The organism is Bradyrhizobium sp. WBOS08, assembly GCF_024585125.1.
Taxonomy (GTDB): Bacteria; Pseudomonadota; Alphaproteobacteria; order Rhizobiales; family Xanthobacteraceae; genus Bradyrhizobium; species Bradyrhizobium japonicum_B.
Genome location: NZ_CP028988.1, coordinates 221,870 through 235,691 on the forward strand (window position 1 = coordinate 221,870; position 13,822 = coordinate 235,691).

The window sequence follows — 13,822 nt, forward strand, 5'->3', positions numbered from 1 at the left end:
GTCGTAGCGCTCAAAGCTCGTAGCCGAAATCCGCGCCGAGCTTCGCCCGCATGAAAGGCGCGCCGGAATCGACCCAGGAGTCCTCGGGCGGCAGCCGCAAGGACACCGCACGGACCATGAACACGTCCGGATCGGTAACGCCCTTGGGCCTGGTGCCGTGATCGCGATAGGCGCCGAGTGCTTCCAGAATGAACCGCCTGGTCATCGCGATGCCGGTATCGCTGGAACACAAATTCTCCCTGGTGCGGTCGGCGATCGGCGATACCCCGCTCTGGCACGCCCCGTCCTGGACCCAAAGACCGGGGAGACCGGAGAACCACGTCGTCCGTTGTGCTTCGTAGTCGAACTGATATCCGTTCTGCGGATTGTACTTGGTCCAATAGTCGGCGTACGGCACCGTCACCGGCTGCTTGACCAGCGCGTGGTGACTGGCGTGGCCGCTCTCCCGGCCCTTGTGCCCTTCCGCGAAGACCTCGCGCGTCTTGGGCAGCAGCGGCTGCGAGGGATGATAGGAGAACATGATGCAGAGCGTGTTCTCGTCGTCGATCGGCACCCAAGCGTGACCGCTCAGATCGGGAAACGGCGATAGCGGCGGAACGAGCGTGTAGAACGGCAGCATGAACTGATTGACGCGCCAGTAGAGCGTATTCGCGTCGTAGTTCCGGCGTGCCGCAATGCTCATGCCGAAATCCTGCTTGACGCATTCGAAGGTCGGGCGGAGGTCGCGCTTCTGGATCCAGGCGCTGGTGGTGCCCTGCGCGTCGAGACGGCCGTGAAGCAAGGGTGCGTGCGCGGAATCGATCTCGCCCTCGACGGCCTGCAGCCAGTTACACTCCTGAACCCGCACCGAGATGTGGACCTGCTCCTCGGGGACAAGATTCCACTCGACATTCGGCAGCGGCGGAGGCGCGGCCTGATCCGGGCCGAGATAGGCCCAGATCATTCCGTTGCGCTCACGGCAGGCGTAGGCATTGATGCGCACCCGCTCCTTGAGCCGGCTGCGGACCGGTTCGGCCGGCATGTCCATCACCGCGCCCGTGACGTCGAATTTCCAGCCGTGATAGACGCAGCGCAGGCCGCAATCCTCATTGCGAGCGAAGACCATCGGCGCGCCCCGGTGCGGACAGGCCTGGTCGACCAGACCAACGCGGCCCTCGGTGTCGCGAAAAGCCACCAGATCCTCGCCGAGCAGTCGGACGCGCTTTGGCTGTCCATCGCGCGCCAGATCTGCGGACGGCAGAAACGGAATCCAGTAGAGCCGGAACAACTCCCCCAGCGGAGTGCCCTTGCCTACCCTTACCAGCCGCTCGTTGTCCTCGTGCGAGAGCATGATTTTCTCCTCGATCGCTTATGTCAGGCTCGATTTTGGGTCGCTGCGGTCCAGCAAGGCTGTGACCCGATCGGACAATCCGAGATCGCGCGCCGTCCATAACGGGTCGGATGAAGCCAGCGGCCGTCGCGGAATCGGCGGCAGCTTTCCGTCCTCGACCAGTCTGACGATCATTTCGATCCGCTGACGCTCCAGATCCTTCAGCACGTCTTCAACGACGACGCCTTCTGCGGCGCAGCCGGGAAGCTCCGGATAAGCGAGACGGACGAGCCATTCTTCGGGCTCGGTCTCGACGGCTTCCGCCTCGAGCAGGTAAGGAATCGACAACAGCGCGCGCAGATCCAACGCAGGGCCTCCCCGGGGGCCCTCTTGTCCGAGCCGCCATTTAATACGTATACGTATCATATCGTCGTGGTCCTGGCAACTGTTCGGATGCGGACGGGACAATCCCCCTTTTGACCGGCGGTTGAGAGACCACGCCCAAGCTGCTAACGGCTTGTTGCACTGGAGCAGCCGGGGAACGAGCGCGATGTCGGTCAAGAAGGACGAAGCTGGAGATCCGGCGGCCGTGCTGGCCCATCAGTGGAGGCTGGAAGGCGGCATCGGATTTCTGCTGCGCCTGCTCGAGGCCAAGTATGACGGACTCTACCAGAGCGTAACGCGGCAGAGCGACATCACCCCCCGCCAGTTCGGCGTGCTGATGGCGCTGCTGCAGGAGGGGCCGATGACGGCATCGGCGCTTGCAGAACGCATCAGTTGCGACCGGAATACGCTGAGCGAAATGCTGAAGCGGATGACCGCACGCAGGCTGATCTCCAAGAAGAGCCATCCCGCCGATCGCCGTTCCATCCAGGTCCAGATCACGGCCAAGGGCACCAGCGCCCTGATGGCCGTGGTTCCAGCCGCCGCCCGGCTGCAGGATCTCATGCTTGCTCCCCTGAGCCAGGACGACCGCGCGCATTTCCTGCGTTGCATGCTGGCGATCGCAAAGTCTCCCCCGCCCGAGCCCGACGCCTGAATCCCGCAGCCGCGGCCAGACCACCGCTTGGCTCGCCACGGCTGTTGTAATCCCTCGGCCAATACGATACGTATACGTACGAATTATACTTCAGAGGCGCCATAGAGCGTCCGTCGAGGGGAGAACGCTGATGCGCGCGCTGGTTCTGCTGCTGTCGTTGCTATTTGTAGCCCCGGCTCTGGCCGAGGGGTATCCGGAGCGTGCGATCCGGATGATCGTGCCCTATCCGGCAGGCGGCTCCACCGACATCCTCGCTCGGGCGATCCTGCAACCCCTCACGGAAATCCTTGGCAAGCCGGTCATCATCGACAACAAGTCGGGTGCCGGAGGCATCATCGGCACGACAGAAGCGGCTCGGGCAACACCGGATGGATACACGATCGTATTCGGCAATCTCGGGCCGAACGCGCTGAACGCGAGCCTCTACAAGAAGCTTGCCTACGATCCCGTCCGCGATTTCGTGCCGATCTCGAAGGTCGTCGACGTGCCGTTCCTGCTGGTAACGGCGCCGTCGACCGGGATCAGCAGCGTCACCGATCTCATCGCGCGCGGCAAGAAGGATCCCAACGCGCTCTCCTATGCATCGGTCGGTCAAGGATCGGCCTCCCATGTCACGGCGGAGCTGTTTCGCCGTCAGGCCGGCATTGAAATGCAACACATTCCGTATCGTGGGGGCGCACCGGCAACGAATGATACGCTCGCGGGCCAGGTTTCGGTCTACTTCATCACGCCGCTCGAAGGCATGGGTCAGGTCCAGGCCGGCATGCTCAAATCGCTCGGCATCAGCACGGCGGAGCGCTCGCCGCTGTTTCCGGACACGCCGACCATCAACGAAGCGCTTCCTGGATTTCAGGTCGTGGTGTGGTTTGGCATCCTCGCGCCTGCCGGCACCCCGCCCGAGATCGTGGCCAGGCTGAACGACGCAATCGCGCGCGCTGTCGCAACGCCGTCCGTGCAGGAGGCTCTCAAGAAACTCGGCGTCGAACCGAAGAGCTCAACGCCGGAAGCTTTCGCGGCCACCATCCGCGCCGATGTCGACAAGTGGGCGAAGGTGGTGAAGGAGGCCAACATCACGCTCGACTAGCACCGTACTCCGCTATTCGGTCTTGACGTTGCGTTCCTCGATCACCTTGCGCCAGGACGGGATCTCTGCGGCGATCAGTGCGCGCAACTCGGCAGGGGTGCTGGCCTTGGCCTCGACGCCATAGGAGAGGAAGCGCTCCCGTATTTGCGGCATCGCCAGCACCGCGCCAAGCGCGGCGTTGAGCTTGGCCACGACTTCAGGCGCAGTGCCCGCAGGGGCGAGAATGCCGAACCACGTTTCGACCGAATAGCCCTTCAAGGCGGTGCCGATGGATGCCGCACCGGGAGCGACCGGCGAAGGACCGGGCGAGGAAACGCCGAGCAGCTTCACCTTGCCGGAGCGGATGTGCTCGTTCAACGTATCGGAAGTGGTGGTGAGCAGAATGTCGACCTCGCCGGCGAAGATCGCAAGCGTCGTCGGCGCCTGGCCCCGGTATGGGACGTGGACCATTTGCAGACCTGCCTGATTGAGGAAGCGCTCGGTGCTCAGATGTCCGAGCGAACCTGGTCCGGCGGATGCATACAACATCGGCTTGCTCTGCACCTTGGCATAGGCAAGCAGCCCGGCGACGTCGTTCGCGGGTACCTTTTCACTTGCCACCAGGACCAGCGGCGCCGTGGAAACCAGCGACACCGGCGCAAAGCTCTTCAGCGGATCGAAATCGATGCCCTTTTGCAGCAACGGCGCGATCGAGATCGGGCCGTTGTTGGCAAACAGAAGCGTGTAACCGTCGGCATCCGATCGAGCCGCTTCGTTGGAACCGGTCGTGCCGGCCGCCCCGCCGCGATTATCGATGACGATCGGCTGGCCGAGGATCTTCGTCATCGGCTCCTGCAGTGCACGCGCCATGATGTCGGTCGAACCGCCGGCGGGATATGGCACGATGAGCCGGATCGGACGCGATGGATAATTGTCCGCTACGGCGGGCGCGACGAGCATCGCCGCTCCGAATATGAAAGCCAGAACACGTAGCCCCTTCATGTCGATCCTCCCACGATACTTTTTGATTATCTTGCGGTAGAAAATTCGCGGCTGGCAGCATCAAATCACGGTGACGCTCCACCCTTTCCAAACGCGCCGGCGGCAGCGGCCTGCTCTAGGTCGTTCTCGGACAGGCCGAGCACGCGCGTCAGAATCTCGTCCCGGTGCTCGCCGATGGCGGGAATGTCGCGGCCGATTCCGGTCCGCGCGCCCGACATCCGCCACGGCGCGTTGACGCCCTTGAACTCGCCTGCGAGGTCGGCGATCGGCGCGAAGACGCCGCGGGCAGACAAATCCGCATCATCCAGCGTTTCCGCGGGATCGCGAAAGCGGGCGCTCGGAATGCCGGCGCGATCGAGCGCTGCCAGGCACTCATCCACGGAGTGCTGCATCGTCCACCGCTCGACGACCTGCATCATCGCGGTCCAGTTCGCACCGCGCGCCGCGACCGAGGTGAAACGAGAGTCTGACGAAAGCTCCGGCAGGCCCGTCAGGGCGCGAAGCGCCGCAAAATTGCGCGCCGATACCGGTGCGATCAGGACGTCGCCGTCCTTGGCGCGCACGGGACCATAGGTCGGGCGTGCCACCGGCGCCGAGAATTGCGCTTCCTGCAGCTCATACACCATGAGGTTCAACATGCAGTCCATCAGAACGACATCGACGTGCTGCCCTGCTCCCGTACGCTCCCGTTGCACCATCGCCGTTTGAATCGCCGAGAAGCCGAAAACGCCGCCGAGAATGTCGGCAACGAACACTGCTCCGGCCGCCGGCCGGTCGCGATCACCGGCGTATCGCATCAGCGCGCGGTCGAAACCGCTCTCGGCTTGAACGATCATCGCATAGGCCGGTCGCTCCGACTGCGGACCGGCCTGGCCGTAGCCGGATATCGAGCAATAGATCAAACGGGGATTGATCTTGCGAAGCGCCTCATAGCCGAGACCGAGACGCTCCATGACGCCGGGCCGGAAATTCTCGACCAGAATATCCGTGCTTTCGACCATCCGATGCACGAGCTTGATCGCCTCGGGCGATTTGAGGTCTAGTGCGATGCTCTTCTTGCCCGCGTTGAGCTGACCGAAATAGGCGCTTTGGCCGTCGCGAAGGGGCGCGCGCAGACGCATCTCCTCGCCTTCCGGCGGCTCGATCTTGATCACTTCGGCGCCGACATCCGCCAGCAGCCGGGCGCAATAGGGTCCGGCGAGCATGATCGAGAAGTCCAGCACGCGGACGCCCTCGAGTGGTGGCTTCAACGATTGTCCCTGCATCATCCGTTCCTATCGAGGTAAGCCAAGCGCACGCTGCGCAATCAGGCTGCGCTGAATTTCGTTCGTTCCGATGCTGATCACCCACATCAGGGAATGACGCAGGTTTTGCTCGAACCGGCCGTTGTCGATGGCACCCGGCATCTGTTCGGACAGCGTGGCGCGCATGCCGAGCATGTCGAGTGCGGCCTCGCCGAAGCGTTCCATCAGCTCGCTGGAAAAGACCTTGCTTATCGCACCATACTCCGGCGGAGTGATGCCGCCGGCGGCAAGGTCAGCGCAATGCATCATCAGTTGGCGCCCGATCTCGATTTCGCACGCGAACGCCGCCATGCGGTCCCGAATGATCGGATCCTCGCTCAATTCCTGCCGGGCCATGACGTGCTGGCGCAGTCGTTCAAAGGCATGCGCGACTTTCAGCACGATGCCGCCGCCGACCAGCCCTCGCTCGAAAGCGAGCGCACCGGTCAGGACTTTCCAGCCTTCGTTTTCAGCGCCGACGAGGTTCTCCAGGGGCACGCGAACATCGTCGTAGAAGATGTTGGCGAACGTTCCGTCGTACATGGTGGTGGCCGGCCGGATCGTGATCCCGGGCGTGTTCATCGGCACGATGAACATGCTGATGCCGGCATGGGGCTTGGCGCTCTTGTCGGTTCGCGCCGCCAGGAACATGTATTTGCCCCACCAGGTCGTGGTCCAGATCTTCTGACCGTTGATGACCCAATGGTCGCCATCGCGGACCGCGCTGGTCCACAGTGCCGCAAGGTCGGATCCTGCCTGCGGCTCGCTGTAACCCATCCCATGCATGGCCTCGCCGCGCAGAATTTCCGGCAGATATTTCTTCTGTTGCTCGGGCGTTCCGAACATCATCAAGGCGTTGGCCTGGATCGAGGCGCCGATACGCGGAGCCTCGCTTTGCTCCATGGTTTCCATGAAGGCGATTTGCTCGAGCGGCGAACGCGCCTGGCCGCCGAACTGCTGCGGCCAGCCGAGGCCGATCCAGCCGGTGCTGCCCACATCGGCAGCAAATTCAGCGTCGAACTCCCGCTCGGCGAACGGCTTGGCGTCGAAGGCGGCTTTTCTGCCGTCCGCCCAGTTTTGCGCGAGCCATTGTTTGACCTGGTCGCGTAGTTCGTTGCCAGCGGCGCCGAGGTCATATTGCGGCATCTCCGCACCGCCATTGTCGAACAGATAGGCGGCGAGGCTTCGTCTGGCATAGGCGGCGCCACCGAGCGCTACGGTGTCCAGATGGACGCGCTTGAAATGCAGTGGTGCTTCGTGTTCTTCGGCGTAGCCGATGGCGCCGAACGTGTGCTGCGTCTCCAGCGAAACGCGTCGCAAGGCAGGGCCTGCGAACGCCATGGCGCAATCGGAGAAATACGGCCAGTCGAGATCGGCCTCGTCGCGCAGCTTTGCCGCCTGGTGCAGAACGAGACGCACACCTTCGAGGTCGATGAGGCAGTTGGCGAGCTTGTGTTGAATCGCCTGAAATCGCCCGATTGGTTGACCGAACTGCTGCCGTTCCCCGGCATAGGCTACTGCCAGCTCGAACGCGCGGCGCGAGGCGCCATAGGCGCGCGCCAGTAGCATCAGACGCGCGATCGATCGCAGGTCGCTCAGGCTGATGTCGGCAGCAGGAACAAGTCTTGCCGGCGCCGCATCGAGCGTCAGCTCCCAATTGCCCCACGCCCCCATCGCGCGCGTCGGTATACGATCGACGCCGGGAGCCCGAAGGTCGACGAGCACGAGCTGCGCCTCATCCACCGGCGTGAGCAGTTGGGTCGCGCTTCCCGCGGCCTCGACGAACCGGAGGGATCCCGTTGCCATCTCGCCATCAAGCGTGATCGCACCGATACCGGGATCGGGATCGAACGCACCGAAGGAGAAGACAATGCGCGCCGCGCCAGCGTGAAGCGCCTTTCGCAGTTCGGCTCCATCGGAGGATGCATCCGGCAGCACGAGGTTGGCCAGCACGGCAGACCACATCGGAGCTGGACACGCCGCGCGGCCGAGCTCTTCCATCACCGCCAGGATTTCGCGAAGACCGCCCTCCTCCGGATCGGCGCCCAGAACCACGACACCCTGCTGGGCCAGCTTGTCCCAGATCTCGGTGATCGCGTCCGGCGACGCGCCATCCTTCAGGCGATCGGCGCGCCAATGCGTCGCGAGAAGCCCGCGCAAGGATGCGCGAAGCATGCCCGCAACGTCTTCGCTTTCGATGCCGTAGGCCGCCATCGCGAGAGCCTAAGCCTGACCGAACCTCGGCTTGCGCTTCTCCTTGAAGGACATGGTGGCCTCCTTGTGATCCGCTGTCTCGAACGTGACCTGCTCGAGCGCCATTGACGCCTCCAGCAACATGTTCACGCGATCCTTCACGATCTGGTTGATCGACAGCTTGGTCCAGCGGATCGCCCAAGTCGGGCCGTTCGCCAGTTCAATGGCGATTTCCCGCGCCTTGCCCAGCACGTCGGCACGAGGAACCACGTGATTGACCAGGCCAATCCGTTCGGCTTCCCTGCCCTTGAGCAGCGTGCCGCGGATCAGGAACTCCTTGGCCTTGTTGATGCCGACCAGCAACGGCCAGATCACGGTGCCGCCGTCTCCGGCGACCAGCCCGACGCGGGAGACATGCGTGTCGCCGATGCGGGCGTCCTCGGACATGACCGTGATATCGCACAGCAGCGCATGGGTCGCAGCCAGCCCGATGGCATCGCCGTTGATCGCCGCGATGATGGGCTTGTCGAGCTCGAGCTGCCGGGTGACGCCGCGTCGGCTGATCATGGGATCATGGATCTCGCCTTCCTCCAGAACGTCCCCGCCGGGACGCTCCGACATCGCCTTGACGTCGCCGCCGACGCTGAAGAAATCGCCGGCGCCGGTGAGCACTACGACGTTGACGGCGTGATCGTCGGCCAGATCGTCCCAGATAGTCCTGAGTTCACGGATCAGTTTCTGATTGATGGCGTTACGCGCCTCCGGCCGGTTCAGCGTGACCGTCGCGACTTTGTCCGCGACCTCGACTTTCAGGCATTCGTATTTGGCGTAGATCGACACGGTTTCCTCCGTTTTGGCTCATCGCTTCTCGTTCAGGGGCGCATGCCCGGCTGCATCTCGGCAAGCGCGACCTGCAGCGACATCGCACCGGGATCCTGCTCCAGCATGCGCTGCACTGACTCGAGATGGGTACGCATCAGGCGTGACGAAGTCGCTGCATTTCGTGCCCGGAGCGCCGTCAGAAATTTTCGACGCGTCTCCACCAACCGCGCCATCGCGACACCGCTCGACACGACCTTGGCATAGACGAACCGCATGTGGATCTCGGTGACCGAATCGAGGATCATCGCGATCACCTTGTTCCCGGTCGCAACCGCAAGCAGCTTGTAGAACTCGCGCGAGCATTCGACGCGGTCGAGCAGACGCCCCTCCTGCGTCGCGAGCTCCGTGCGCTCGATGTTGGCCTCGAGCGCATCGAAATCGACCGGCTTGCCGTTGGCACAGGCCAGCCGAACCACGAGATCCAGCACGTCAATCCGCGCCTCGGACAGCTCGCGCACGGAGATCGTGCCCAGACTCAACATGTCGCGCATGACGAGATTCATGCGGCCGGTATCGCCCTCGCGCACAAAAGCGCCGCCTTTCACGCCCTTTCGCAGCCGAAGCACTCCGGCCATCTCCAGACTCCGCAGAGCTTCACGCAGGACGTTACGGCTCACGCCCAATTGCTGGGCCAGGTCGCGCTCCGGCGGCAATTTGTCACCGGGTTTGAGCACGCCCAACGCGAGCTGCTCCCTGATCCTCTCGCAGATCTCCTCGAATGCCCGACGCGTATGGATCGGCCGGAATTTCGGCGCCGTTGGCGCCCCTGCCACGCGGCTATCCGCGGGGCGGTCGCGTCGGCCCGATGTTCCGGACTTTGAGGGAGGGGATGCCTGCGGTCTTGACTTCATCATCATGGCAATGATTATTAAATGGATCACCCATTAAATGGAAGCCCTTTCTTTGGAGCTTCCCCCAAGGAAACGCCGCGATGAGTTTCACCGAAGAGCAAACCGCGTTCCGCGAGAGCATCCGCCGGATGGTGGCCAGACATGTGGCCCCGATCGCCGCGGAGATCGACGAGACCGATCGTTTCCCGACCGAACTGGTGAAACTGTTCGGCGAGATGGGATTGATGCAACTCTGGGTACCCGAGCAGTACGGTGGCCCCAATGGCAACCTCACCATGATGTGCATCGCGCGGGAGGAGATATCGAAGGTCTCTCCCGCCTGCGCGTCCATTGCCGGACTCAACACCATGTTCATCATGCCGCTGCTCCATTTCGGCTCGGAGGAGCAGCGCCGCAAGTTCCTGCCGATCATCGCCAAGGGCGGCGTGGTTACGGCAATCGCGATCTCCGAGCCGCAGGCCGGCTCCGACGTCACCGCCCTCAACACGCGCGCGCAGAAGGATGGCGACAGCTACATCCTGAACGGCCGGAAGCAGTGGTGCAGCTATGGCGTGGAGGCAGAGTTCATCGTGTTGATGGCCCGGACCGGCGACGGACCGGGCGCCGACGGCATCAGCGCCTTCATCATCGAGCCAAAGAAGATGCCTGGGGTGTCGTTCGGCCGACATGAGCGCAAGATGGGTTTTCGCGGCGCGCCCAATACGCCGATCTTCCTCGACAATGTGCGGGTGCCCGCCGAAAACCTCGTGGGGGAAGAGGGCAAGGGCTTTCGTGCCTCGATGCGCGCGCTCGATCTCAACCGCCCGACGATCGGCGCTCAGTCGGTCGGCCTGGCCCAAGGTGCGCTCGATGTCTGCATCGCCTACGCCAAGGAGCGGAAGCAGTTCAGAAAGTCGATCTCCGAATTCCAGGGCGTGCAGTTCATGCTCGCAGACATGGCGATCCAGATCGAGGCCGCGCGCGCGCTCGTCTATGACTGCGCACGGGCCGGCGATGAAGGCGACTGGAAGCGCCTGAATCTGCTTGCCAGCATGGCGAAATGCTTCGGCAGCGATGTGGCTATGAAGGTGACGACCGACGCCGTCCAGATCTTCGGCGGCTATGGCTACACCATGGACTACCCCGTCGAGCGAATGATGCGCGACGCGAAGCTGACTCAGATCTTCGAGGGAACCAACCAGATCCAGCGCGTGGTAATCGCCCGCGAGCTGTTGCGATAGATCTCAACTAAATATAACTCGGAGGAACGTCGTGGCGTTTGGCGTTTCGGAAGCGCGCCAAAGCCGGATACGAAATGGCTAATCCGATATTCTCCGGCAGTCAGTTGGAAAAGCACGGTACCAACTCTCCTCCTGGACTATCGCCAATCCGAGAATGCTCAGCTGCTCATCAGCGGCGCGATCGCCATGTTTGCGCCATGCCCCCGAGAAGGGTTACGCAGCCAGCATACGCCCATGTAGTCGGAAGGCGACCGGAGGGACAGCTGCAATGTTAGTGTCCGGAACCGCGCCTCTTGAACCATCTCTTCACGTTACCGACCGTAACCGGCATCATCTCAGATACATCAATCGTGAACTGGAATATTTTCGCTGCTCTTCCCTCGTCGTCCGGATCGAAGAACGTGAAGGACAACTCCCAGCAGTCGCTGTGCATTCGACATACTGGGCTCTTGGTCACAGCGATGGTGTCGAGCACGCGCCCTTCATCGATTGCTGCAGCAAAAGCCGATGCAGCCTGAAACACATTCGTTGCTGCGAAGTTCATTGCACGATCTCTGGACATCTGTCCCAGATTATGCAACTCGAAGTACACGCGACTGAGGAAGTCGGTTACCGCATGATGCAGAGATGCGCGCGCCGGGGTCGTCTCCGTGCCGTGTATCCTGTCCACGGCGTCGTCGACCAGCTCGTTGATCTTCCAGCCGTAGATGCCGCGCAAATCAGTGACGGCAACGATCGGGAGTTCCACCTTTGATTGAAGCCTTATCATTTCGCCGGTACGGCGGCCCGGGATGCTGATCCTCTCGATGAACTCGGATTGATCCGGCGTCAGGCTTTGACCGGCCAAGAGTTGCAGAAAGGTCTCGTAGATCGTGTCGGCAAAAGGGCCTTCGGGAACGAGCCCATAGACCGGCGAGCCGCCGATCACCAAAGTCCATATCAGACAATCCCGCTCCGTCCGGTGCCGATCGAGGTATTCGATGAGATGTTGCACCTCGTGCGGCGTTGGCCGGTCCGGGCCGGCACGCCCCGCCTCCCGGCTCATATATTGCTCGAACTCCTGGCGGCCGATCTCGGATCCGAAGTCGTAGGCCAAGCTGCCGAGCGCATAGACCAGGCCGGAGTGAGCGGTGCTTTGCTCGACGCCCCCAGTCGCGCCGACCGAAGCCGGTGCCGAAGCGGCAGAGCCCGTTACGGTCGGTGGCGAAGCCGATGGACTGAGGGTCTCCTCGACAGACGATGATGCGGCACTCGCCATCACGCCGGCCTGGGGGACGGTTCCGACACCGGCCAGGAGACGGCCGTCTCTGCCGCTCGCACCAATCCCGCCGCGCGACGTGAACAGCGCCTCGAAGGCCGCGGGCAGATCCAGCACGCCTCGAAGACAACGTTCCGGCTCGTCGATGACGGCTGGATCACATGAGCGCGCCGTATCGAGCAGCGCCGCGCGGATCGCCGCTGCATCAATCTGCTGCCCGGCCTGCAATTGCTGGCTCATCAGCAAGGCGGCGATGCCGGTAACGATCGGCGCCGCCACGCTGGTCCCCATTTCGCGGATCGGCTCATCCGTTCCCGGTTGCGCTCCGAGGATGTTTTCGCCCGGCGCCATGATGCCGTCTGCCGAATAATTGCCGCCCCAATTGCTGAACTTGAACGGTTTGCCGTCGTCCTTCAGAGCGCCCACTGCGAGCGTCCCCGGAAGTGCGGCAGGAAAGCAGCGGCAATCGCCCGCGTTATTGCCGGCCGGCGCCACGATCAGGATGTTGTCGTCGAGACATCGGCGGACCGCGCGCGCCAGCAGGTCGTGTGGCGCATCGGTTCGAGTCGGCACGCACGCGGCGCAATGAATCACGTCAGCTCCCCAATCATGGGCCAGATCGAACGCCCGGGCGAGATTGAGCGGCGATATGAACTCCCCCGCCTCGCCAACCTGGTTCATCGGCACGACGATCACCCGACAATCCGGCGCGATGCCCGGCGCCGGTGTGCCAGGCCGCCCTGCGATGACGCTGGTGATGTGAGTGGCGTGACGGTCGCCCAGAATCCGAAGCAGGATGTCCGGCGAGAACTCGGTGAGAAGTCTCTCTTCCTTCTGCTCATCAGGAAGATCACTGTTCGCGATCTCGCGGAACAAGGCGTGCTGCTCAGCCGTGATCGGGCTCGCCCGCTCATGCCAATACGGAAGCAGCATCGAGATCCGATCGCTGCGAAGACTTGACAATGTCAGGTCGGGGTAGCCGTCGAGAACGACGATGGTGACTCGAGGGTCGCCCAACGTCCGCTTTCGGAGCTCGCCGAGACCAGGAATGCGGCCATCCAAATCGTGGGGAATTGTAACGGCAGCGGCATCGACAATCAGGTTGGACGCAGTCACGCCTCTCGCGGTGGAGGGGCCGTCGACAAACCGCCCATAGAGGCCGGCAGCTCGCACCGATGGGGCGTTCAGAAGTTTCGAAGAATCCAGACTCATCGGGCTGCTCGCTCGTCTGAGATAAATCAAAAGCCTGCCGCCGCTGCCGCTGCAATCGGCAGAATCGCGCACGGCGGGTTGACCTTGTCAGAAGCTCGACCACTCGGCTTCCGGGATTGGGAGCGCTCGCCGCGCCGGCGACGAGCGCTCCCCTTCACATTCGACGGATCACCAATGAACCGTCGCCGATCCGTTGGTGATTGTCGTCCGGCTCTATTCGGCGCTACCCGAATAGGCACAGGTGATCGTAACCGAGCCGACGCCGGGAACGCTGACGCTGACCGACGCGGTCACGCCGGCAAGGGTTTCCTCCGACAGCTCGGACAACAGGTCGGCCGAATTTCCGACGATGCTGCGAGAGACCGGCGCGATCTGCACGGGCTTCTTGTTCGTGATCTTCATAGGTTGTCTCCTTCGATAGACGCATGCTCGACCACTCTGAGCGGGTCGCGTACTCCTCCTCCTTGCGGAGAAAGCCAGGCTCGCCGTGAGAGTCCGGTACTAGCGGAA

Annotated in this window: 12 protein-coding genes; 3 read left to right on the plus strand and 9 right to left on the minus strand. The window is 63.0% G+C overall.

The window, feature by feature from the left end; translation table 11 throughout:
• Positions 1–10: 10 nt before the first annotated feature.
• Both DCM80_RS01080 and DCM80_RS01085 read right to left on the minus strand, forming a co-directional pair.
• Positions 11–1,330: a Rieske 2Fe-2S domain-containing protein gene (locus tag DCM80_RS01080; RefSeq protein WP_257195344.1), complete on the minus strand. Its 1,320-nt coding sequence runs from the start codon at positions 1,328–1,330 to the stop codon at positions 11–13.
• A gap of 18 nt (positions 1,331–1,348) precedes the next feature.
• Complete coding sequence (locus DCM80_RS01085; protein ID WP_257195345.1) at positions 1,349–1,675, minus strand: hypothetical protein; 327 nt, start codon at positions 1,673–1,675, stop codon at positions 1,349–1,351.
• Positions 1,676–1,859: 184 nt separating this feature from the next.
• Between DCM80_RS01085 and DCM80_RS01090 the strand changes: the two genes are divergently transcribed.
• Entirely contained in the window at positions 1,860–2,348 is a 489-nt protein-coding gene (locus DCM80_RS01090; protein WP_257195346.1) for a MarR family winged helix-turn-helix transcriptional regulator, read from the plus strand.
• 130 nt (positions 2,349–2,478) lie between these two features.
• Positions 2,479–3,432 (plus strand): tripartite tricarboxylate transporter substrate binding protein, encoded by a 954-nt coding sequence (locus DCM80_RS01095; RefSeq protein ID WP_257195347.1) that lies wholly within the window; start codon positions 2,479–2,481, stop codon positions 3,430–3,432.
• A 12-nt stretch (positions 3,433–3,444) separates the two neighbouring features.
• Here DCM80_RS01095 and DCM80_RS01100 read toward each other — a convergent pair whose 3' ends face one another.
• From DCM80_RS01100 to DCM80_RS01120, 5 genes are all read right to left on the minus strand, one after another.
• Positions 3,445–4,413: a tripartite tricarboxylate transporter substrate binding protein gene (locus DCM80_RS01100; protein ID WP_257195348.1), complete on the minus strand. Its 969-nt coding sequence runs from the start codon at positions 4,411–4,413 to the stop codon at positions 3,445–3,447.
• 65 nt (positions 4,414–4,478) lie between these two features.
• Positions 4,479–5,663 (minus strand): CaiB/BaiF CoA-transferase family protein, encoded by a 1,185-nt coding sequence (locus DCM80_RS01105; RefSeq protein ID WP_257195349.1) that lies wholly within the window; start codon positions 5,661–5,663, stop codon positions 4,479–4,481.
• A gap of 24 nt (positions 5,664–5,687) precedes the next feature.
• Positions 5,688–7,910, minus strand: coding sequence for an acyl-CoA dehydrogenase (locus tag DCM80_RS01110; protein ID WP_257195350.1), 2,223 nt, complete (start codon positions 7,908–7,910; stop codon positions 5,688–5,690).
• A 9-nt stretch (positions 7,911–7,919) separates the two neighbouring features.
• The gene (locus tag DCM80_RS01115) at positions 7,920–8,729 is read right to left on the minus strand and encodes an enoyl-CoA hydratase/isomerase family protein (protein WP_028137894.1); all 810 of its coding nucleotides are present in this window, start codon (positions 8,727–8,729) and stop codon (positions 7,920–7,922) included.
• 32 nt (positions 8,730–8,761) lie between these two features.
• Complete coding sequence (locus DCM80_RS01120) at positions 8,762–9,628, minus strand: FadR/GntR family transcriptional regulator (RefSeq protein ID WP_306594628.1); 867 nt, start codon at positions 9,626–9,628, stop codon at positions 8,762–8,764.
• A 74-nt stretch (positions 9,629–9,702) separates the two neighbouring features.
• Here DCM80_RS01120 and DCM80_RS01125 point away from each other — a divergent pair, with 74 nt between their 5' ends.
• Complete coding sequence (locus DCM80_RS01125) at positions 9,703–10,842, plus strand: acyl-CoA dehydrogenase family protein (RefSeq protein WP_257195351.1); 1,140 nt, start codon at positions 9,703–9,705, stop codon at positions 10,840–10,842.
• A 271-nt stretch (positions 10,843–11,113) separates the two neighbouring features.
• Here the strand turns inward: DCM80_RS01125 and DCM80_RS01130 are convergent, their stop codons facing one another.
• Entirely contained in the window at positions 11,114–13,384 is a 2,271-nt protein-coding gene (locus DCM80_RS01130) for a S8 family serine peptidase (protein ID WP_257195352.1), read from the minus strand.
• Between the two features lie 141 nt (positions 13,385–13,525).
• Positions 13,526–13,714, minus strand: coding sequence for a DUF5837 family cyanobactin class RiPP (locus tag DCM80_RS01135; RefSeq protein ID WP_028137896.1), 189 nt, complete (start codon positions 13,712–13,714; stop codon positions 13,526–13,528).
• Positions 13,715–13,822 lie beyond the last annotated feature (108 nt).